The sequence below is a fragment of the Homoserinimonas flava genome, assembly GCF_054969005.1.
The window spans coordinates 477,885-497,102 of sequence record NZ_JBUEQS010000001.1 but is presented as its reverse complement, the minus strand read 5'-3'; the positions used below and the strand labels follow the sequence as shown (position 1 = coordinate 497,102).

The 19,218-nt window shown below is 67.2% G+C and carries 22 protein-coding genes; 10 read left to right on the top strand and 12 right to left on the bottom strand.

Annotated elements, in window-relative coordinates; genetic code table 11:
* Positions 1-39: 39 nt before the first annotated feature.
* The 6 genes from ACY48M_RS02315 to ACY48M_RS02290 form a co-directional block, all read right to left on the bottom strand.
* Positions 40-1,533, bottom strand: a complete 1,494-nt coding sequence (locus tag ACY48M_RS02315) for an HNH endonuclease signature motif containing protein (RefSeq protein WP_462818629.1) — start codon at positions 1,531-1,533, stop codon at positions 40-42.
* A gap of 114 nt (positions 1,534-1,647) precedes the next feature.
* A complete protein-coding gene (locus tag ACY48M_RS02310; protein ID WP_462818628.1) occupies positions 1,648-2,073 on the bottom strand; it encodes a VOC family protein in 426 nt (141 codons plus the stop codon).
* A 32-nt stretch (positions 2,074-2,105) separates the two neighbouring features.
* Positions 2,106-3,581: an SDR family oxidoreductase gene (locus tag ACY48M_RS02305; RefSeq protein WP_462818627.1), complete on the bottom strand. Its 1,476-nt coding sequence runs from the start codon at positions 3,579-3,581 to the stop codon at positions 2,106-2,108.
* Positions 3,582-3,666: 85 nt separating this feature from the next.
* On the bottom strand, positions 3,667-4,647 hold the full coding sequence (locus ACY48M_RS02300) for an NAD(P)-dependent alcohol dehydrogenase (RefSeq protein ID WP_462818626.1): 981 nt from the start codon (positions 4,645-4,647) through the stop codon (positions 3,667-3,669).
* Positions 4,644-4,877 carry a helix-turn-helix transcriptional regulator gene (locus ACY48M_RS02295; protein ID WP_462818625.1) on the bottom strand — a complete coding sequence of 78 codons (234 nt, stop codon included), beginning with the start codon at positions 4,875-4,877 and terminating at the stop codon, positions 4,644-4,646. The genes ACY48M_RS02300 and ACY48M_RS02295 overlap by 4 nt, the downstream gene beginning before the upstream one ends.
* Entirely contained in the window at positions 4,874-5,320 is a 447-nt protein-coding gene (locus tag ACY48M_RS02290) for a hypothetical protein (protein WP_462818624.1), read from the bottom strand. Before ACY48M_RS02290 ends, ACY48M_RS02295 begins: the two co-directional genes overlap by 4 nt.
* An 82-nt stretch (positions 5,321-5,402) precedes the next feature.
* Here ACY48M_RS02290 and ACY48M_RS02285 point away from each other — a divergent pair, with 82 nt between their 5' ends.
* The gene (locus ACY48M_RS02285) at positions 5,403-5,909 is read left to right on the top strand and encodes a metallophosphoesterase family protein (RefSeq protein ID WP_462818623.1); all 507 of its coding nucleotides are present in this window, start codon (positions 5,403-5,405) and stop codon (positions 5,907-5,909) included.
* 17 nt (positions 5,910-5,926) lie between these two features.
* Here ACY48M_RS02285 and ACY48M_RS02280 read toward each other — a convergent pair whose 3' ends face one another.
* Complete coding sequence (locus ACY48M_RS02280; protein ID WP_462818622.1) at positions 5,927-6,265, bottom strand: hypothetical protein; 339 nt, start codon at positions 6,263-6,265, stop codon at positions 5,927-5,929.
* Positions 6,266-6,365: 100 nt separating this feature from the next.
* Between ACY48M_RS02280 and ACY48M_RS02275 the strand changes: the two genes are divergently transcribed.
* From ACY48M_RS02275 to ACY48M_RS02260, 4 genes are all read left to right on the top strand, one after another.
* Entirely contained in the window at positions 6,366-7,361 is a 996-nt protein-coding gene (locus tag ACY48M_RS02275; protein WP_462818621.1) for an NYN domain-containing protein, read from the top strand.
* Between the two features lie 44 nt (positions 7,362-7,405).
* Entirely contained in the window at positions 7,406-8,071 is a 666-nt protein-coding gene (locus ACY48M_RS02270; protein ID WP_462818620.1) for a SatD family protein, read from the top strand.
* Entirely contained in the window at positions 8,068-8,850 is a 783-nt protein-coding gene (locus tag ACY48M_RS02265) for a hypothetical protein (RefSeq protein WP_462818619.1), read from the top strand. Before ACY48M_RS02270 ends, ACY48M_RS02265 begins: the two co-directional genes overlap by 4 nt.
* Before the next feature lie 81 nt (positions 8,851-8,931).
* Complete coding sequence (locus ACY48M_RS02260) at positions 8,932-9,285, top strand: VOC family protein (RefSeq protein WP_462818618.1); 354 nt, start codon at positions 8,932-8,934, stop codon at positions 9,283-9,285.
* On the opposite strand, the gene ACY48M_RS02255 is transcribed toward ACY48M_RS02260, so the two are convergent.
* Positions 9,286-10,260 carry a helix-turn-helix transcriptional regulator gene (locus ACY48M_RS02255; RefSeq protein ID WP_462818617.1) on the bottom strand — a complete coding sequence of 325 codons (975 nt, stop codon included), beginning with the start codon at positions 10,258-10,260 and terminating at the stop codon, positions 9,286-9,288. It lies immediately after the preceding gene.
* Between the two features lie 62 nt (positions 10,261-10,322).
* Between ACY48M_RS02255 and ACY48M_RS02250 the strand changes: the two genes are divergently transcribed.
* Both ACY48M_RS02250 and ACY48M_RS02245 read left to right on the top strand, forming a co-directional pair.
* Positions 10,323-11,372 carry an ABC transporter ATP-binding protein gene (locus tag ACY48M_RS02250; protein ID WP_462818616.1) on the top strand — a complete coding sequence of 350 codons (1,050 nt, stop codon included), beginning with the start codon at positions 10,323-10,325 and terminating at the stop codon, positions 11,370-11,372.
* The gene (locus ACY48M_RS02245; protein WP_462818615.1) at positions 11,369-12,187 is read left to right on the top strand and encodes an ABC transporter permease; all 819 of its coding nucleotides are present in this window, start codon (positions 11,369-11,371) and stop codon (positions 12,185-12,187) included. The genes ACY48M_RS02250 and ACY48M_RS02245 overlap by 4 nt, the downstream gene beginning before the upstream one ends.
* Here the strand turns inward: ACY48M_RS02245 and ACY48M_RS02240 are convergent.
* Entirely contained in the window at positions 12,162-13,232 is a 1,071-nt protein-coding gene (locus ACY48M_RS02240; RefSeq protein ID WP_462818614.1) for an LLM class flavin-dependent oxidoreductase, read from the bottom strand. The genes ACY48M_RS02245 and ACY48M_RS02240 overlap by 26 nt on opposite strands.
* 84 nt (positions 13,233-13,316) lie before the next feature.
* Here ACY48M_RS02240 and ACY48M_RS02235 point away from each other — a divergent pair, with 84 nt between their 5' ends.
* Genes ACY48M_RS02235 through ACY48M_RS02225 form a run of 3 tightly spaced genes read left to right on the top strand, consistent with a single transcriptional unit; the run spans position 13,317 to position 15,775 of the window.
* On the top strand, positions 13,317-13,529 hold the full coding sequence (locus tag ACY48M_RS02235) for a hypothetical protein (RefSeq protein ID WP_462818613.1): 213 nt from the start codon (positions 13,317-13,319) through the stop codon (positions 13,527-13,529).
* A gap of 59 nt (positions 13,530-13,588) precedes the next feature.
* Positions 13,589-14,995 (top strand): protein kinase domain-containing protein, encoded by a 1,407-nt coding sequence (locus ACY48M_RS02230; RefSeq protein WP_462818612.1) that lies wholly within the window; start codon positions 13,589-13,591, stop codon positions 14,993-14,995.
* Positions 14,996-15,001: 6 nt separating this feature from the next.
* The gene (locus ACY48M_RS02225) at positions 15,002-15,775 is read left to right on the top strand and encodes an alpha/beta fold hydrolase (protein ID WP_462818611.1); all 774 of its coding nucleotides are present in this window, start codon (positions 15,002-15,004) and stop codon (positions 15,773-15,775) included.
* Between the two features lie 11 nt (positions 15,776-15,786).
* On the opposite strand, the gene gatB is transcribed toward ACY48M_RS02225, so the two are convergent.
* From gatB to gatC, 3 genes are read right to left on the bottom strand one after another with little or no spacing between them, the layout of a single operon-like run.
* Complete coding sequence (gene gatB, locus ACY48M_RS02220) at positions 15,787-17,319, bottom strand: Asp-tRNA(Asn)/Glu-tRNA(Gln) amidotransferase subunit GatB (RefSeq protein ID WP_462818610.1); 1,533 nt, start codon at positions 17,317-17,319, stop codon at positions 15,787-15,789.
* The gene (gatA, locus tag ACY48M_RS02215; protein WP_462818609.1) at positions 17,319-18,860 is read right to left on the bottom strand and encodes an Asp-tRNA(Asn)/Glu-tRNA(Gln) amidotransferase subunit GatA; all 1,542 of its coding nucleotides are present in this window, start codon (positions 18,858-18,860) and stop codon (positions 17,319-17,321) included. Before gatA ends, gatB begins: the two co-directional genes overlap by 1 nt.
* Positions 18,857-19,189, bottom strand: a complete 333-nt coding sequence (gatC, locus tag ACY48M_RS02210) for an Asp-tRNA(Asn)/Glu-tRNA(Gln) amidotransferase subunit GatC (RefSeq protein ID WP_462818608.1) — start codon at positions 19,187-19,189, stop codon at positions 18,857-18,859. Before gatC ends, gatA begins: the two co-directional genes overlap by 4 nt.
* Between the last annotated feature and the right edge of the window lie 29 nt (positions 19,190-19,218).

Genomic DNA, 19,218 nt, shown 5'->3' with positions numbered 1-19,218 from the left:
GCCCCTAGTCGCCTGAGTGGTGGCACCGTCGTGTGACCATCACGCCGCAGTGGTGGCGTGGGTGGGGTTGATTCGACTGCGCCCGAGGGGCCGCCAGACCTGTTCGGGGTCGAGCCAGGGCGGCGACAGCAGGCGGGGTCTGCCGTCGATCATCCGCATTGTGAAGTCGGATGCGTGGAGCATGTGGTGGTGCGCGGAGCACAGGAGCGCGCCGTTGTCGATGTTGGTTGGGCCGCCCCTTTCCCACTCTGTGACGTGGTGGGCTTGGCACCAGCCTGGCGGCGCCGTGCAGCTCGGCCACACGCATCCGCCATCGCGAACCGCGAGCGCTTTGCGCTGTGCTGGGCTGAACAGGCGCTGCGTGCGGCCGAGGTAGAGCACTTCGCCGTGGTTGCCGAGCACCGTGGGTCGGATGCCCCCATCGCAGGCGAGTTGACGGATGGTCGCCGCCGACACTGGCTCGAGCACGTCGTCGAGCCAACCCGAACCCGTGCCATCACGAAGTTCGCTGAGGCGCACGACGGCGGTGACCACGGTGAGCGGTCGCATCGGCACCGCGCCCGTATTCAAACCCGAGACTGCGGCGCCGGATGCATCGACGGCCCCACGGCCGGTGTGCTCAACCGCTCGGACGCCCGCGGCGAACACACCAGCGAGGATGTCGTGTTGGCGCTGTGCTCGAGTGCGAGGGTCGCGGAGGCGCTCGATGATGTCACCTTCGCGGGTCGCAGTCCTCGCCGTGCTCGCAGTCGTCGCGGTGTTGGCGGTGGCGTCGGCGCGATCGGTATCGCTGAGGAATCGGGGCAGCACACCCTGGCCGGCCCCTTCGTTGAGCGCCGATCGGAGGAGGGCTGCGAAGGTTGGTTCGGCGAGGCCTGAGAACGGGGTGAGGCCGCCGATCTCGCGCCCGAGATGGAGTGCCCGCTTGCGGCGAATCGCGTCTTCACGGGGTTCGCTGCCGTCTGGGTCGAGAGCCTCGCGCCACACTCTCGCCTGGACCCCGACGAGGTCTGGGGCTGCGGTGCAGGCGTGCGCGACGAGGGCCGCTTCAGCGGCGTCGAGGTCGTCACGAGAAGCGGAGCGACCCGCCTGGGTGAGGCAGTCGATGATCGTGCGCGCAGCATCCGTGCCAATCTCGCCCGCGGCGACGGCTGCCGTCGCGAGCGGGAAGCTCGGCGGGAGCGCCTCGCCGGAGAGCGAGACCGCCGGCCGGAGCGCTGTGCCGAGACGAACCCGGCGGGATGCCTCGGCGGCTGACACTCTCGCAACGAATTCGACGAGGTGCGACCCTCGGGTGAACCCGTGCCGTTGCGCGAGGCCCTCCTGCCCTCGCTCACGACCGGAGCGAGCCTCGAGCTCGGCCGCAGCTGCGACTCGGAGCGCATCGACACGACGTCCGAGCGCTTCGATCTCGGCGAGGCACGCGAGGAGCTCGTCGTCAGCGGAGGGCGCAAAATCATGAAGCAACTCGCTGGAGCACACGCCGCTGAGCACAGCAACGGCGGTGCTGACGGCGGTGCTCAACGGGTTCATGGTGCAACTCTGTCATGGGCCACTGACATTGTTTTAGCTGATCAGAGGCATATTTGCCTGGGGAGAATGTCTCCCTGGCGGTCCTGTGGAGGGACGCTTGCGAGCGAGCGACAACTACCCGAAGTTCACTGCCCCGTCGTCCCAGATCGTCCACCCTGGGTTGTGGGCGATCTCCCACACGACGCCGTTCGGGTCCTGCACGTGCCCGTGGTGGATGCCGCCGAACGCACCGTCTTGCGCGGGCTTGAGCACCGTGCCACCGAGGGCTTCGAGCACGGTGATAGTGGTCGCGACATCCGCCCGTTGCGGCACATTGTGCGACAGCGTGAGCCCCGACACGAGCCCGGCCGGCCGCCCGAGGTCTTCAGCAAACTTGTCGGCGGCGAAGAACCCGAGCACGAGACCGGGGGCGACCTGGTAGAAGATGATCTCCCCCGGCATGTCGGCGAGCGGCTGCCAACCGAGCCCCTCCGTGTAAAAGGCGCGGGCCGCGTCGAGGTCAGCGGTGGCGACCGTGATGAAGTGGAGGCGTTGATCCATGCCGCGACGCTAGCAGCGGCATCCGACCTTCGTCAGGGGGCCTCCGCGGCCGGTGCGCTCGCCGCCGCCGTGATGCGATTCGCCATGCCATTGAAGATGACCCCGTGGAAGGGCAGCACGGCGAGCCAGTAAAGCCTGCCGCTGAGCCCGTGCGGAAAGAACACGGCCCGCTGCCGGTAGGTCGACCCCGCAGCATCCGGGATGACCTGCATCTCGAGCCACGCGAGCCCCGGCACCCGCATCTCCGCGCGCAGCAGCAGGGTGCGGCCGCGCTCCAGACGTTCGACGCGCCAAAAGTCGAGCGCGTCACCGGTCTGCAGCTGGGCCGGATGCCGCCGCCCGCGCCGCAGTCCGACACCGCCGACCAGCTTATCGACCCACCCGCGCAGCGCCCAGAGCACGGGGAACGAGTACCAACCGTTGTCGCCGCCGATGCCCTCGATGACCTCCCAGAGTCGCTCGGGCGTGGCATCCGTCTTGCGCTCTTTGAGGTCGGTGTAGACGGTGTGTCCAGACCACTGCGGGTCGCTCGGCAGGGGGTCGCTCGGGGCGCCGCTCACCGAGGCATCCTGCCAACTCGTCTGCACCTCGTGCGTGCGCATCTTGGTGAGGGCGAGCCGCACCGCCGTGCGGTAGCTCGTGAGCCCTCCCGGCGGCGGCGGGATGACGGCGTCGATGTCGTGCTCCTGCATAACGCAGTCGTATTGCAGGGAGGAGATGATGGGCACGGCGAGGCTCCGCGGGATGGGCGTCACCAGGTTCACCCACTGCGAGGCGAGCCACGGGGTGAGCACCGGCAGCGAAGCGATGGCCCGCTGCGGCAGCCCGGCCTCGACCGCATACCCGTTCATCATCTGCCCGTAGCGGAGCACGTCGGGCCCGCCAATGTCGAACGTGCGATTCACGTCGGGCGGCACCTCGGCAGCGGCGACGAGATAGTGCAGCACGTCGCGCACGGCGATCGGCTGGATGAAGTTGCGCACCCACTTCGGCGCCGGCATGTACGGCAGCACATCGGTGAGGTGTCGAATCATCTCGAACGACGCCGACCCCGACCCGATCACGACCCCCGCCTGCAGGGCGACCGTCGGCACGCCCGATTCGAGCAGGATGCGCCCAACCTCCTGCCGCGACCGCAGGTGCGGCGACAGCTCGGTGCCCTCCGGATGCAACCCACCCAGGTACACGATGCGAGCGACCCCGGCAGCGAATGCCGCGGTGGCAACATTCTCGGCGACGCGACGTTCCGCAGTCTCGAAGTCGCCGCTCGCCCCCATCGCGTGCACGAGGTAATAGAGCACGTCGATTCCGTCACAGGCTGCAGCGACGGCCTCCGGTTCGGCGAGGTCGCCCTCGATGATTTCGACCTCGGCCGCCCACGGCACATCCGTGAGCTTCTGCGGGTTGCGCACGAGCACCCGCACGCGCACCCCCGCCGCGATCAGCAACGGCACGAGGCGCCCGCCGATGTATCCCGTCGCCCCGGTCACCAGCGCGGTTTTCGTCATGGTTCGACGCTACGGGGTGGTGCTGAGAGCTGGTCGCACGGCGCGGGCGCACGGCGTAGGCGCACGGCGTTGACGAACAGTCGCGCTACACCACCACAGCCACCTTGCCGGCGACTCGCCCCTCCTGCAGCAACCGAATCCCGTCGGCCACGTCGCCGAGCGGCACGGCGCGCTGGATGAGCGGCACGACGGCGCCGCTCGCCATGAGGCGGCCGAGCTCGTCGAGCTCGGCGGTCCGCTCGAACGAGGTGAGCCCGACTAGCCTCTGCCGCACGAGCGGCGACAGCAGGCCGGCGCGGATGGTGCGGTCGAATCCGCCGAGCACGGGCGCATCGGTTTCAGACCCGACAAGCACCAGCGTGCCGCTCGGGGTGAGCGACCGGCGCAGGTCGGTGAGGGAGCGGTGGCCGGCGGCATCGAAGATGAGGTCCCACTGCTGCCCCAGGCGGCTGAAGTCCTGCACCGCATAGTCGACGACCGCATCTGCCCCGAGCCCTCGGACGGCGGTTGATTTGGCGGCGCTGCACACCGCGGTGACGTGCGCTCCCATCGATGCGGCGATCTGCACCGCGAACGACCCCACTCCCCCGGCGGCACCCGTCACGAGCACCCGCTGGCCGGACTGCAGACGACCAACATCGCGGAGCCCCTTGAGGGCGGCGCAGCCGGCGACCGGCAAGGCGGCAGCCTGTTCAAAGCTGACGGATGCTGGCTTGCGGGCGAGTTTGGTGGGCCGGGCGAGGGCATACTGGGCGAAGGATCCGTCGGCGACGCCGAATACTTCGTCGCCGACCGCGAGGGATGTGACCCCCTCACCGACCGCATCGACGACCCCCGCGACATCCATGCCGCGCGTCTGCTGCCGCGGGCCCGTGCGCCCCAAGAAGAGGCGGATCATGAGCGGCCGGCCCTCCATGAGGTGCACGTCTCCGCGGTTGATGCTCGCCGCGACGACCCGCAGCCGAACCTGGCCTTTGCCGGGCGTCGGCACTGGCATCTGGTCGATGCGCAATACCTCGACGTCGCCATAGCGATCGTGCACGACCGCGTCCATTGTTGTGGTCATGAGTCTGCTCCTTCGGGGTGTGGGTAGTGGAAGACCTCGTCGAGCGTCACGCCGAGTGCGTGCGCGATCTGGAACGCCATCTCCAGTGACGGCGAGTAGCGGCCCTGCTCGATGGCGATGATGGTCTGGCGGCTGACGCCGACCCGTTCTGCAAGCTCGGCCTGGGTCATCTCGTCACGCGCAAACCGCAGGGGGCGGATCGAGTTTGTGACCTTCGTCGACTTGGTCACGGCATGCCCGAACGGTAGGCGACGAGTTTGGCGATCGACGCGATGATCGTTGACACAACGAAGGCGAGGTAGATGACATTGCCGATCCAGAAGTAGTGCAGTTCGAGCATCGCGAAGACGAGCGCGATGACGGCGCCGAGCACGAGCACGCCGTGACCGATGAATTCGCCGAAGCGGTTGATCTCGAGGTCGCGCTGGTCGCGCTTCTCCCGCTTGCTCGGATGCATCAGAAACATGTGGATCACCATCGACACGATGATCGCCCCGCCGATGGTCCAGAGCATGGGCAGCACATACCCAGCCTCGTGGAGGGGACGGCCGTCGAGGCTGCTGAAGATGAGCGAAAGGTAGACGCCGTAGCCGAGCACCGCGATGACGAGCATGACCCAGACGCTCCTGTGTTCGTACGACATGCGAACCTCCATGTAAAGAAATGTTGACATGGCGAATGTATGACAAAGCTAACACCGTGTCAAGCGTTCTTTACATGTCCGGTCGAACGAGGTCAGAGAGATAATCGGATGCATGGCAACCCGTCTTCTTCTCCTGGCCGACACTCACGTGCCGAAGCGGGCGCGTGCGATCCCTGCGCAGGTGTGGCGGAAGGTCGAATCGGCCGATGTGGTGATTCACGCGGGCGACTGGGTCGAGCCGTCAGTGCTCGACGAGCTCGAGAGCCGATCGGCACGCCTCATCGGGGTGTGGGGCAACAACGACGGCGAGGAGCTGCGCGCCCGCCTGCCCGAGGTGGCTCGCGACACCATCGATGGCCTCCGGTTCGCGGTCACGCACGAGACGGGCACGGCGACGGGTCGCGAGTCACGGTGCGATGCGGCGTTTCCCGACACCGACGTGCTCGTCTTTGGCCACAGTCATATCCCGTGGGACACCCGCACCCCTCGCGGGCTGCGGCTGCTCAATCCGGGCTCCCCCACCGACCGGCGCCGCCAACCGCACTGCACCATGATGACGGCCGTCGCCGACGGCGGCCACCTGCTCGAGGTCGAGCTGCACCGCGTCGAGCGCGGCTGAGCGCTACTTCTTCAGCGCTATTTCTTGAGCGCGCGGATGATGCGGCTGAGCGCCTTGCCAGCCACCCACGTCAGCGGAATCGACACCGCGAGCAGCGGGATCAGCGCCGGCACGAATCGCGGCCCGGCGGCGCCCGGCACGAACATCCCCAGCGGGATGCTCACACCTCCCCCGCCGCCACCCTCACCCTCGGGGCTTCCTTCTTCGGCGACGCCAGATCCTGCGCCAAATCCGAAGCTGACGAAGGAGACTGGGACAGCGTCCACTCCACCGATCTGTATTTTCTCGCCGTAGGCGAGTTTCGCGCCGACCGAACCGGTGACACGCTCTGCAAGCTTCTCCGTGATGTTCGTCATGGCGACGACCCTAGCCGCCCAGCCTGTCATGGCACAGTCCCCCGTCTCGATGCTGTGGAACGCGGTTCCCTCTCCCAGCCGGAGGCACCAGACTGTGCGTATGCCTGAACCTATCGAGGGACGCGTCGCCGTCTACATCGACTTCGACAACATCGTCATCAGCCGCTACGACCAGATTCACGGTCGCGGCCATTTCTTGAAGGAGCACATCCGCGCCATCACCGCCGACACGGTGCGCGATGATCGCGATCTCGCGGCCCGCCTCGAACGCGCGACGGTCGATGTCGGCGCCGTGCTCGACTACGCCTCCTCGTTCGGCTCGATCGTCATCAGTCGCGCCTATGCCGACTGGTCGATTGAGGTGAATGCGAGCTACAAGGGCCAGCTCATGGAGCGCGCTGTCGACCTCGTGCAGCTTTTTCCCGCCGTCAAGTCGATGAAGAACGGCGCCGACATCCGTCTCGCGGTCGATGTTGTCGAAGACCTTTTCAGGCTCCCCGACCTCACGCACGTGGTGATTGTCGCGGGCGACAGCGACTACATCGCCCTCGCCCAGCGGTGCACGAGGCTGGGGCGCTATGTCGTTGGCATCGGCGTTGCAGGGTCGACGAGCAAGTTCCTCGCCGCCGCGTGCAACGAGTTCGCCGACTATGACGCCCTGCCGGGCATCAGCGATGACGCGACTGATGAGTCTGAGGCATCCGACGGAGACGATTTCAAGACCACGGATGCTGCTGCCGCAACTGATGCGCCCGCCGAGGGTCGCGCGCGCCGCCGCGCCAATCCGAAGGCGTCGAGCGACACCACGACCTCCTCGGCTCCGAGCAAACGGGCGAAGCAGGCCGCCCAGCAGGCCGCATCGGCGCTCCTCACCCGCGCCCTGCGGCTCGGCCATGCAAAAGACGATGCCGACTGGCTGTTGAGCTCGTCGGTGAAGAACCAGATGCTGCGGATGGACCCGTCGTTTCAAGAGTCGGCGCTGGGCTATAAGAACTTCACGGAGTTTCTCAAGTCGCGCCACAGCGTCGTGGAGGTCGCGGAGGAGGGGCAGCTGCGCAAGCTTCGCCTCCGCGGCAAGGACGAGTCCGCCGAATAAGTTCTGGGCTTATATTCGCGCGACATAAGCGATACAGTAATGACATGGAAGCCACACTGCGCAGCACTGCGGTCATCGTCGATGTCTCGAAGTCCCGATCCCACCCCGATCGTCGAACACTGCAGCACGCGGTCGAGGAGGCCCTCGCAACCGTGAACGCGCTCGTCGAGGCCGTGCAGCCTCTCGAGCCGACCGTGGGCGACGAGTTTCAAGCGGTGTACGCCGATCTCGGCCTCGCCGTGCGGGCAACCCTCCTCGCCCGCCTCTCACTGCCAGAGGGGGTCGACTGTCGCTTCGGCCTCGGCAGTGGCGAGATCCGCACGGTCGGCACCGGGGCGACAGGAGCCCTGCAAGACGGCTCGGCATGGTGGTCGGCCCGCGAGGCCATCACTGAAGCGCGCGACCGCGAATACGCACGACAGCCGTTCATTCGCACGTGGTTTCGATCGGCGACGGATGCAGCGCCAGATGACATTGCCGAAGCATCCGAAGCGTTCGTCAATGCCTATCTGACGACCCGCGACCACCTCGTAACCTCGATGACGGCACGGGAGCGACGCCTCCTTCTCGGCCAGCTGCTCGGCGACACCCAGTCGGAGCTCGCCGAGAAGGAGCAGATCACGCAGTCGGCGGTATCGCAGAATCTCCGACGCAGTGGCGCCGCCGCCGTGCTCGCGGGTGAGAGTCTGTTGGCGGGAGGTCGCTCATGATCTTGGTCGCACTGCTCTTCATCGCTGTCGGCGTCGCCGACCTCGTGCGGGAGCGCTTCCGTCGCCCCGTCGGGCCGGCGCTCGGCATCGCCGCAGGGGCGGCGGTCACGTGTGCTCTCGCCTGGGGACTCAACACCCCCCTCTGGTCAACCATCGCCATCCTCGGGGTGACCATCACGTGGGTCTCCGCGACCGCGCTGCCCTCCTCAGGGCAAAGCGGCTACCTCAAGCTCGGCATCCTCGGTGTGGCCGCCGCCCTAGCCTGGGCATTCTCCCCCGTTGCGGTCTCGGGCGACAGCGCGATCGCACGCTGGTACGGCGCCCTCCCCTACGGCTTCATCGAGACGGTGGATGTCACCACCTTCATGCTCGGCATCGGCAGCGTGTTGCTGCTGCTCGAGACCGCGAACATCGTCGTGCGGCTCATTCTCGCCGCCGCACCGCGCGCCGCCCGGCCGACCACGCCACCGTCGGCGCCCGCCAAGCGCTCCTGGTTCGCCCGCGACGTCGAGGTTGCCGCCAGCCCGGCACCGTCGAGCGACCCGCCGCTCAAAGGTGGCCGCATCATTGGCCCATTCGAGCGCGTCTTCTTGCTCGCCCTCGTGCTCGCCGGCCAGTTCACGGCGCTCGCGGCGGTCGTCGCTGCGAAGGGGATCATCCGGTTCCCCGAGATTTCCCGCGACAACGCCAACGGGTCGAAGGCCGAATACTTTCTCGTCGGCAGCTTCGCGAGCTGGGCGGTCGTGCTCGTCGTCGCGGTGCTCCTCAGCACGCAGTAGCGCAGGGCTACTCTCTCGCGAGTAGTAGCGGCGGGCTACTGCCCTTGACCGCACCGGGCGCGGAGGCGCAGACTGCTCGACATGCTGACGATCGGATCAATCGTGCTGGGTGTCAACGACATTCCGGTGGCCGTCGAGTTCTGGGGCGAAGCGCTCGACTATCGGCTGAAGCGTGAACCGGATGTCGACTGGGCGTCGCTCGTGCCCCGCAGCGGCACCGGCGTGCAACTCTCCCTCATGCTCGTCACCTCCGACGCCACCACGCACCAACGGCACCACCTCGACCTTGCCGCCGCCGATCAGGAGGCGGAGGTTCTCCGCCTTCTCGCCCTCGGCGCCCGCGAAGTTCCCGAGTGGGATTACGAGGATGACGCCGACTACGTCGTGCTCGAAGATCCGGACGGCAACCGCTTCTGCGTTGTCGACGACAGCTGATCAGACCGGCTGTCCAAGCATCCGTTTCGCCATTTCGTGCACCCCGGCGATCACGGTCGCGTCGCCGCGGAGCGTATAGGAGACCCCCTCCGGGATCCAGACGAGCGCGAACACCACATCCCGCGCCGACTGGCCGCCGACCGGCCACACCGTGACGACCCCATCGGGGCCATCCTCCACGTAGGCGCCCTCCGCCCAGGGACCGAAGTGGTCGCGCATGCTCTCGGGCGACATCTCGAGTACGGCCTCGACCTCGACACCGGCCCGCAACTGCGAGAGCGAGACCTCGACATACTCCGCGGCATCCGCAGCGAGGAGATTCCGTGCCGCGAAGTGCACTCTCGTCGCAAAAAGCTCGCTGAGCCGATCGACCCTGAAGGTGCGCCAGTCGCCGCGATCGCGATCCCACGCCACAAGAAACCAGTGACCCTGCCTCGGCACGATGGCCTCCGGCTCGACCGAACGCTGCGACTCCGTGCCATCCGCCGCCCGATAGCGGAAGCGGATGCGCTCCCTGTCACGGCAGGCCATCGCGAGCTGGCCGATGAGGTCGGGCGAGACGGTCGGGCGCTCCGGCGTGCCGAGCGAGACGTGCGAGCCGAGCGCCTCGACCCGGCTGCGCAGGCCAGACGGCAACACCTGCTGGAGCTTCGCGAGTGCCGTCATGGTCGTCTCGACCCCGTCAACGAGTCCCTGCGTCGCCGCGACCCGCAGGCCGATCGCCATCGTCACCGCCTCGTCGTCGCTGAGCAGGAGCGGCGGGAGCGTGGCCCCGGCCCCGAGCCGATAGCCGCCCGTAGCACCGGGGGCCGATTCGACCTCGTAGCCGAGATCGCGAAGGCGTTCGACGTCGCGGCGCAGGGTGCGCTCGGTGACGCCGAGGCGGGAGGCGAGCTCGCGCCCAGCCCAGTGACGATGCGTCTGCAGCAGATTGAGCAGCGTGAGGATGCGGGATGTCGTCGTCGAATCGGCCATGGAAAAAATTTACCCGGCACTGAGGACAGAAGCTGACCGCATTGCCGCGTACCTTCGCTGCCATGACCACCGACACCATCATCACCACACGGGGACTCACCAAGCAGTTCACCGTCAAACGTTCCCGCGTCGACGCCGTCACCAACCTCGACCTCGATGTCGAGCGCGGCGAACTCGTCGCCTTTCTCGGCCCAAACGGCGCCGGCAAATCCACGAGCCTCAGAATGCTCACAACCCTGCTGCCCCCAACCTCTGGCACGGCACGTGTCGTCGGCTGCGACATCCGCACCGATCAGGCCGGCGTGCGCAGCCGCATCGGGTACATCGGTCAGGGCAACAGCGCTGGCCACAATCAGCGCGTGCGCGACGAGCTGATCAGCCAGGGGGCGTTCTACGGAATGGGCCGCACCGAGACCGCGCGTCGAGCCGACGAACTGCTCGAATCACTCGACCTCGCACCGCTCGCCAAACGCGGCGTTATGGCGCTCAGCGGCGGGCAGAAGCGACGACTCGACATCGCACTCGGCCTGCTGCACTCCCCCGAGCTGCTCTTTCTCGACGAGCCATCGACGGGCCTCGACCCGCAGAGCCGGGAGAACCTGTGGCAACACATTCTCGAGCTGCGCCGCAGCCACGGCACGACGATCTTTGTCACGACCCACTACCTCGACGAGGCCGACCGCTTCGCGGAACGGGTCATGGTGATGGACCACGGCCGCATGATCGCCGACGACACCGCGCCCCGCCTCAAGGCTACCCTTGCCGGCGATGTCGTGACCCTCGGTTTCGCAAGCGCCGCGGATGTCACAGCCGCCCGCCCCGTCGCAGACCGGCACTCCACCAGGGTCGACGCCGGGCCGCACGAGCTCTCGATCGAACTCACCGTCGACAACGGCGCCGAGCTGCTGCCGCGCCTGCTGCGGGAGCTCGACGCTTCTGCGGCGCCCGCAACCTCCGCCGCGCTGCGCCAGCCCACCCTCGACGATGTGTTCCTCGCCCTCACGGGGCGGAGCCTTCGCGACGGCGGCGATGCGAGCGAGGGTGAGGCTTCCGACCCCGCCGGTGCCGACAGCACGAACGACTCAACGACCGAAACGAAGGTGACCGCATGACCGCCACAACGCCCCCACCGAGCACCGTCGTCCACCCGAGCGACGCCCCCACCCCCGTGCAGCCGAATGTGGTGCGCGACTCCTGGAACGTGCTCGTGCGCGAGCTGCGACCGGTTATCCGCGACCCGTTCTCGCTCATCTTCAGCCTGCTGCAACCGCTCGTGTTCCTCGGGCTCTTCGGGCCGCTCCTTATTGGCAACTCTGGCGAGCCGGCGAGCGACACCCTGCGCTGGTTCGTGCCGGGCATCCTTGTCATGATCGCCCTTTTCGGCACGGCGGCGACCGGATCGAACCTGCTCTTCGAAATGCAGACTGGCTCGCACGAGCGCACCCTCGTTGCACCGATCTCGAGGCCTGCGCTGCTCATCGGGCGCGCCCTCAAGGAGATGGTGCCGATCATGGTGCAGGCGGCCGCCATCGCCCTCGCCACTATCCCGTTCGGCTTCTCGATCGACCCGCTTGGCATGGTGATCGGGCTCGTGCTCATCGCCATCTTCGGGATGGGCTTCGGCGCACTGAGCTATGCGCTCGCCCTCGCGAGCCGCAACAAGGACTGGATGTTCTGGGCGGTGCAGCAGTCCGTCATCTTCCCGCTCATGATCCTCTCGGGCATGCTCATGCCGCTCGAGAACGGACCAGCGTGGATGCGCGCGATCGCCGCCGTGAACCCCATCAACTACGTCGTCGTTGCCGAGCGCGCGCTCTTCTCCGGGGACGTCGCGTCACCGAGCGTGCTGTGGGGTTTCGTGTCGGCCATTCTGCTCGCCGCCCTCGGGCTGTGGGTCGGCATCAGGGCGATGCGTCGGAGCCACTGAGCATTGCCGGTTGGGTAGCGAGCTGCTCTCTCACGAGCGGGATGACCTCGCGGCCGTACAGCTCAATCGACGCCATGAGCTGCTCGTGCGGCATGGTGCCGTTCGCATATTTGAGGTCGAAGCGCGAGAGCCCAAGACCCTGCACCGTGCGCACAATCTTTGCGGCGACCGTCTCGGGCGAGCCGACGTGGAGGGCACCACTCGCAATTTCCTGGTCGTACTCAGCCCGGGTCATCGGCGGCCACCCGCGCTCGCGTCCGATGGCATCGCGGTTGGCTTTGAAGGGCTCGTACAGCTCTTCGATCGCCTGCTCGTCGCTCGCGGCAACGTGGCCGGGTGAGTGCGCCCCGATCGGCAGTTCGTCGCGGCCAAACTGGGCGAGTGCACGCTTGTACAGATCTGAGTAGGGGGCGAAGCGCAGGGGGTCGCCGCCGATGATCGCGAGCATGAGGGGCAGACCGAAGTGTGCGGCCCGCACTACCGATTCCGGGCTCCCGCCAACACCAACCCAGGTCTTGAGGGTGCCGGTTTCGAGCTTGGGAAACACTGACTGCTCGGCGAGCCCCGAGCGAAGGGTGCCGTTCCAGGTGACGGGCTCGTTCTTGATGAGCTCTGCGAAGAGCTCGATCTTCTCTTCGAAGAGCTGCTCGTAGTCGCTCATCTCGAAGCCGAAGAGCGGGAACGACTCGGTGAACGAGCCGCGGCCGATGATGACCTCGGCCCGCCCGTGCGAAAGCGCGTCGACCGTGCTGAAGCGCTCGAAGACCCGTACCGGGTCGTCAGAGCTTAAGACGGTGACGGCCGAACCGAGGCGGATGCGCGAAGTTCGGGTGGCGATGCCAGCGAGCACCACCTCGGGGGCAGAGACAGCAAAGTCTTCACGGTGGTGTTCACCGACACCGATGAAGTCGACACCGACCTCGTCGGCAAGCACAGCCTGCTCAACGAGATTCCGGATGCTCTGGGCGTGCGTCAGCACCCGGCCCTCGGCATCCGCTGTCACATCGCCGAAGGTGTCGAGTCCGAGCTCGATGGTCGAAGCCATGGTGTCGCCTTTCACAAATCTATATGCGTTTACATGGATCACTAACGAATGTGCGAGCGAACCTATTCCCGCGAGAATAGTCAGATGACCTCGACCCCCAAGCGCAGACCACACGCCAAAACCTTCGCAGCGTGGAGCATCGCCTCGGTATCGATCGTGATCGCGATGCTCTTCGCCGGCATCGTCGTGCGCGACCCGTCACTGGTATCAGCGTGGATCGGACTCGCCTGCTTCACCATTGCCGGCATCGGAGCAATCGCGACCGTCGAGATCGAGCGCCGCGCCCGACGGCGCTGAAATATCACAAGAGCGTATCGGCGCGTCAACTCCGCACCTTCCGGGGTTACTCTGCAACCATGAGCGAGCAATCCGCCCGAGATTCCGCCCTGCTCCTCGGCGGCAGATACCGCCTCGGCCCCGTCATTGGTGCCGGCGGCATGGCATCCGTCTTTCAGGCGCGCGACGAACTTCTCGGCCGCGAGGTCGCCATCAAGGTGTACCGCTCGACAGCAGTCTCGCAGTCCGATGCGGAGCTGCAGGAGGCGGAGATCCGCACGGTGGCGGGGCTCAACCATCCGTCGCTCGTCACTGTGCTCGACGCCGGGGTGTACCTGCCGCAGCCTGAAACGCCCACCATCTTTCTCGTCATGGAGCTGGTCGACGGCGAGAGTCTGCACCAGCGCCTCCTCCGCAGACCGCTCACATCGCACCAGGCCGCCCTCGTGGGATACGACATCGCTGAGGGGCTCAACTATCTTGCCGACCGGGGCGTCGTGCACCGCGATGTGAAGCCCGGCAACATCCTGCTCGTCACGTACGGCCGGACAGACACCCGCATCCGTGCCAAGCTCATCGACTTCGGCATCGCCAAACGCGATGGGCAAAAAGAGATGCTCACCCCAGGGCAGACCACCGGCACCGCCCCCTATCTCAGCCCTGAGCAGGCGAGCGGCGAGCCGGTCACCCCCGCGAGCGACGTCTACGCGCTCGGCCTCGTGCTGCTCGAGAGTCTCACCGGCGAGCGGGCGTTTCCCGGAGAGTCGATTCCCTCCGCCGTTGCGCGACTCATGCGCGACCCGGAGATTCCCGACAGCCTTCCCACCGAATGGCGCACCCTGCTCGCCGCGATGACCGCCCGCGCACCGGGCGATCGGCCAAGCTTTCGCGAAGTCGTGCTGCTGCTCCGCGACATCATCGTGCACGCATACGTGCGTCACCCCGCTTCGAGTGACCGGCACCGCTCTGAGCACGAGTCAGACCGCATGGAGGCCGTCAAGCGATATGGCATCCTCGACACCCCGCAAGACGGGGCCTTCGATCGCATCACGGCCATGGCGGCGCGGGCCTTCAAGGTGCCCATCTCGATTGTGAGCATCGTCGATCACGATCGAATCTGGTTCAAGTCGCACCATGGTCTCGACATCGAGGAGATCGGCAGGGAGCCCGGGCTTTGCGCCTCGGCGATCCTCGGCGGCGAACCGTGGGTCATCGAGAACGCACGGCTCGACCCGCGCACACTCGCGAACCCGCTCGTCGCCGGCGAATTCGGCCTGCAGTTTTACGCGGGCGTTCCGCTCACAACGAGCGATGGCTACAACCTCGGCACCCTCTGCGTCATCGACACCGAACCGAGGCAGGTCAGCGAAGACGACCTCGCGACGCTCCGAGATCTCGCCGCGCTCGTCGTGAACGAACTAGAACTGCGGCTCGACTCTCGCCGGGCCGCCGCGCGCTCGGCGAAGACCGCCGAAGTCGCACGCTGAACCGCCGTGGCCGACACTCCCGAACCTCGCTTCGTCGTCGCGCCCGATGGCATCCGCCTCGCCACCGTCGACCACGGCGATCCTGGGGCTGACCCCGTCGTCGCCCTCCACGGCTTCGCCTCGACCGCGGAGGCGAACTGGAAGTCAACGGGATGGGTGCGCGATCTCACCAGGGCCGGCCACCGCCTTATCCTGATCGACCAGCGCGGCCACGGCGCAAGCGACGCCCCTCACGACCCCGCCGCCTACACAATCGACGGCCTGGCCAACGACCTCCTCGCCGTGATCGACGCCTACCGGCTCGACACGGTGACGGTGCTCGGATACTCCCTTGGTGCCCGCGTCGGATGGCGCGCAGCGACGGCCCTCCCCCACCGCATCCGTCGCGGCGTCTTCGGCGGGCTGCCCGCCGGCGACCCGCTCACCCGGTTCGATCTCACCGCCGCCCGAGACTTCATTCGAGTCGGCCGCCCCATCGACGAGCCGCTCACCGCGACCTTCATGCGGATGGCATCGATGCTCCCCGGCAACGACCTCGAAGCCCTCGTTGCGCTCATCGAGGGGCTCCGCGGTGGCCCTCAGGCCGAGACAACCGAGGTGCCGCAGCAGCCGCTCCTGCTTGCCACGGGCTCCGACGATCCGATCCTCGAGCAGTCCCGTGCCCTCGCCGAGTCGGCGCCGGATGCCACATTCCTCGAGATCCCCGCACGCAACCACTTCACCGCGCCCACCTCGGGTGCGTTCAGGCGCGCAGCCGTGGAGTTTCTCGCCTCGAGCTGAGCGGGCACACCCTAGTGCTGCGCGGCACGCTCCAAAACAAGTTCACGCACGCGCGCGGCATCCGCCTGGCCCTTCATGGCCTTCATGACGGCGCCGATGACCGCGCCGGCGGCCTGCACTTTGCCGTCGCGAATTTTGGCGAGCACGTCAGGCTGTGACGCGAGCGCTTCATCGATCGCGGCGATGAGCGCACCATCGTCGGAGACAACGGCAAGGCCGCGGGCCTTTGTGACCTCCTGCGGGGAGCCCTCGCCGGCGATGACACCTTCGAGGACCTGGCGCGCGAGCCGGTCGGTGAGCTCACCGTCGTCAACCATGGCGACGAGTTCGGAGACGTGCGCCGGCGACACGAGCGTGGCGGCATCGACGCCCTGCTCGTTCGCGACCCTGGCGATCTCACCGGTCCACCACTTGCGGGCGGACTGGGCCGACGCACCCGCCGCGGTCGTGGCCTCGACCTCACTGAGCAGGCCGGAGTTCACGACATCCTGGAACTCCAGATCGGTGAAGCCCCACGCCTCCTTCAGCCGACGGCGACGGATCGCGGGGGCCTCAGGCAGCGCGGCACGGAGCGACTCGATGAGCTCATGCGAAGGCTCGACCGGCAGCAGGTCTGGCTCAGGAAAATAGCGATAGTCATCGGCGTCACTCTTGGGCCGGCCGGCCGAAGTCACACCGGTGTCTTCATGCCAGTGACGCGTCTCCTGCGTGATCGTGCCGCCCTTCGCGAGAATCGCAGCCTGCCGCTGGATCTCGTAGCGGATGGCGCGCTCAACACTGCGCAGGCTGTTGACGTTCTTCGTCTCGGTGCGGGTGCCGAGCGGTGCCGGCTCCTCGCCGGGGGCGACGCGGGGGCGCAACGAGATGTTCGCATCACAGCGGAGGTTGCCGCGTTCCATGCGGGCCTCCGAAATGCCGAGGCCGATGACGATGTCCCGAATGGTCGCGACATATGCCTTCGCGAGCTCGGGTGAGCGGTGCTCGGCACCGAAGATCGTCTTCGTGACGATCTCGACGAGCGGCACGCCGGCACGGTTGTAGTCGACGAGCGAATACTCGGCGCCCTGGATGCGACCGGTCGAGCCGCCGACGTGCGTGAGCTTGCCGGCATCTTCCTCCATGTGCGCCCGCTCGATGGGCACCTCAAAGAGGGTGCCGTCGGCGAGTTCAACCTCGACCGAACCCTCGAAGGCGATCGGCTCGTCGTATTGGCTGATCTGGTAGTTCTTCGCCAGGTCGGGGTAGAAGTAGTTCTTGCGCGCGAACCGCGACGACGGGGCGATCTGGCAGCCGAGCGCGAGCCCAAGGCTGATCGAATACTGCACCGCCTTCTCGTTCACGACCGGCAGCGAGCCCGGCAGCCCGAGGCACACCGGCGTAATCATGGTGTTCGGCTCACCCGTGCCGCCGTCGGCCGCAGCCGGGTTCGGTGCATCCGAAAACATCTTCGTATTGGTGTTCAGCTCGACGTGCACCTCGAAGCCGAGCACCGGCTCAAACATCTCGAGCGCTTTATCGAAATCCATCAGTTCTGCCTTGGCCATCAGACGGCACCCTTCTGCGCTGCGAAGTCTTCACCGAACGCGAGGTTCGGTGCCCTGCTGATGAGCGGATGCCCCCACTGCCGTTCGAGGAGCACCTCAAGTGCGGCACCCACCGTATAGAGCCTCGCGTCTTCGCGCGCCGGCGCCATGATCTGCAGGCCGGCCGGCAGCCCGTCTTCGGCCGCGAGCCCCATCGGCAGGCTCATGCCGGGCACGCCGGCGAGGTTCGCCGGAATCGTGGTGACGTCGTTGAGGTACATCGCGAGCGGGTCATCAAGCTTCTCGCCCAGCTTGAACGCGGTCGTCGGCGCTGCGGGCGAGACGAGCACATCGGCCTGTGCGAACGCCGCGTCGAAGTCGCGCTGGATGAGGGTGCGCACCTTCTGCGCACTGCCGTAGTAGGCGTCGTAGTATCCGGCGCTGAGAGCGTAGGTGCCGAGGATGATGCGGCGCTTCACCTCGTCGCCGAAGCCGGCCTCGCGGGTCGCGGCCATGACCTCCTCGACCGTGCCGCCACCAGGGAGCTTCGCGCGCATGCCAAAGCGCACGGAGTCGAACTTCGCAAGGTTGCTCGACGCCTCAGCCGGGAGGATCAGATAGTACGCCGCGATGGCGTATTCGAAGCTCGGTGCCGACACCTCGACGATCTCAGCACCAGCCGCCGCCATCGTGTCGAGTGCCTGCTGGAAAAGCGTGTGCACGCCGGGCTGGAACCCCGGCTGGTCGAGCTGCTTCACGACGCCGACCCGCACGCCCTGCAGCGAACGGGAGGCAGCGCCACTGCGGGCCGCCTCGGTGAAGCTCGGCCACGCATCGGTGAGTGAGGTCGAATCGCGCGGATCGTGACCGGCGATGACATCGTGGAGCATGGCCGCGTCAAGCACCGTGCGCGACACTGGGCCGACCTGATCGAGCGACGACGCAAGGGCAATCGCGCCATAGCGCGAGACCCCGCCGTAGGTCGGCTTGACGCCAACCGAACCCGTCACGGCAGCGGGCTGACGGATCGAGCCGCCAGTGTCACTGCCGAGCGCAAGCGGCGCCTCAAACGCGGCGACCGCGGCCGCCGAGCCCCCACCGGAACCACCGGGGATCCGGTCGAGATCCCACGGATTACGGGTCGGGCCGTACGCGGAGTGCTCGGTCGACGACCCCATCGCGAACTCGTCCATGTTGGTCTTGCCGAGCGGCACCATGCCGGCCTCGCGCAGCTTGCGCACGACCGTCGCATCGTAGGGAGGAATCCACCCCTCAAGAATCTTCGACCCCGCCGTCGATGGCATGTCGAGCGTGCACAGCACGTCCTTGATGGCGATCGGCACCCCAGCGAGAGGTGAAAGCGTTGCACCCTCGGCACGGCGCGCATCGATCGCCGCAGCCGTGTCGAGCGCAGCATCCGAAACGTGGAGGAAGGCGTGGATGTCGCCGTCAACCGCCGCGATGCGGTCGAGGTGGGCCTGCGTCACCTCAACGCTCGAGATCTCGCGGGCGGCGAGCATGTCGCTCAGGGCGGCAGCGGATAGCCGTGTCAGATCGGTCACTGCTCTTCTCCAAGGATTGCGGAGACGGCGAAGCGCGAGCCGTCGTGTTCTGGGGCGCCGGCGAGGGCCTGCTCGGTCGTGAGGGTCTCGCCGACCGTGTCATCGCGGAACACGTTTGACAGCGGGATCGGGTGCGAGGTCGCTGGCACATCCGGCGTTGCGATCTCCGACACCTTCGCAATCGAGTCGACGATGGCACCGAGCTCACCCGTGAGCTTCTCGATCTCGTGCGGCGTGAGGGCGATGCGCGCCAGAGTGGCGAGGTGCGAAACCTGCTCCGGCGTGATCTGCTCGTGCGGCGCTGGGCGCCCGGTAGAGTGCTGGGACATGCGGCTCCAAAGTGGCTGGGCGGGGTCGC

Bases quoted from the DNA above. Each gene is read 5' to 3' on its own strand.
- ACY48M_RS02315 (WP_462818629.1), bottom strand. From the start codon at position 1,533: ATGAACCCGTTGAGCACCGCCGTCAGCACCGCCGTTGCTGTGCTCAGC.
- ACY48M_RS02310 (WP_462818628.1), bottom strand. From the start codon at position 2,073: ATGGATCAACGCCTCCACTTCATCACGGTCGCCACCGCTGACCTCGAC.
- ACY48M_RS02305 (WP_462818627.1), bottom strand. From the start codon at position 3,581: ATGACGAAAACCGCGCTGGTGACCGGGGCGACGGGATACATCGGCGGG.
- ACY48M_RS02300 (WP_462818626.1), bottom strand. From the start codon at position 4,647: ATGACCACAACAATGGACGCGGTCGTGCACGATCGCTATGGCGACGTC.
- ACY48M_RS02290 (WP_462818624.1), bottom strand. From the start codon at position 5,320: ATGTCAACATTTCTTTACATGGAGGTTCGCATGTCGTACGAACACAGG.
- ACY48M_RS02285 (WP_462818623.1), top strand. From the start codon at position 5,403: ATGGCAACCCGTCTTCTTCTCCTGGCCGACACTCACGTGCCGAAGCGG.
- ACY48M_RS02280 (WP_462818622.1), bottom strand. From the start codon at position 6,265: ATGACGAACATCACGGAGAAGCTTGCAGAGCGTGTCACCGGTTCGGTC.
- ACY48M_RS02275 (WP_462818621.1), top strand. From the start codon at position 6,366: ATGCCTGAACCTATCGAGGGACGCGTCGCCGTCTACATCGACTTCGAC.
- ACY48M_RS02270 (WP_462818620.1), top strand. From the start codon at position 7,406: ATGGAAGCCACACTGCGCAGCACTGCGGTCATCGTCGATGTCTCGAAG.
- ACY48M_RS02265 (WP_462818619.1), top strand. From the start codon at position 8,068: ATGATCTTGGTCGCACTGCTCTTCATCGCTGTCGGCGTCGCCGACCTC.
- ACY48M_RS02260 (WP_462818618.1), top strand. From the start codon at position 8,932: ATGCTGACGATCGGATCAATCGTGCTGGGTGTCAACGACATTCCGGTG.
- ACY48M_RS02255 (WP_462818617.1), bottom strand. From the start codon at position 10,260: ATGGCCGATTCGACGACGACATCCCGCATCCTCACGCTGCTCAATCTG.
- ACY48M_RS02250 (WP_462818616.1), top strand. From the start codon at position 10,323: ATGACCACCGACACCATCATCACCACACGGGGACTCACCAAGCAGTTC.
- ACY48M_RS02245 (WP_462818615.1), top strand. From the start codon at position 11,369: ATGACCGCCACAACGCCCCCACCGAGCACCGTCGTCCACCCGAGCGAC.
- ACY48M_RS02240 (WP_462818614.1), bottom strand. From the start codon at position 13,232: ATGGCTTCGACCATCGAGCTCGGACTCGACACCTTCGGCGATGTGACA.
- ACY48M_RS02235 (WP_462818613.1), top strand. From the start codon at position 13,317: ATGACCTCGACCCCCAAGCGCAGACCACACGCCAAAACCTTCGCAGCG.
- ACY48M_RS02230 (WP_462818612.1), top strand. From the start codon at position 13,589: ATGAGCGAGCAATCCGCCCGAGATTCCGCCCTGCTCCTCGGCGGCAGA.
- gatB (WP_462818610.1), bottom strand. From the start codon at position 17,319: ATGGCCAAGGCAGAACTGATGGATTTCGATAAAGCGCTCGAGATGTTT.
- gatC (WP_462818608.1), bottom strand. From the start codon at position 19,189: ATGTCCCAGCACTCTACCGGGCGCCCAGCGCCGCACGAGCAGATCACG.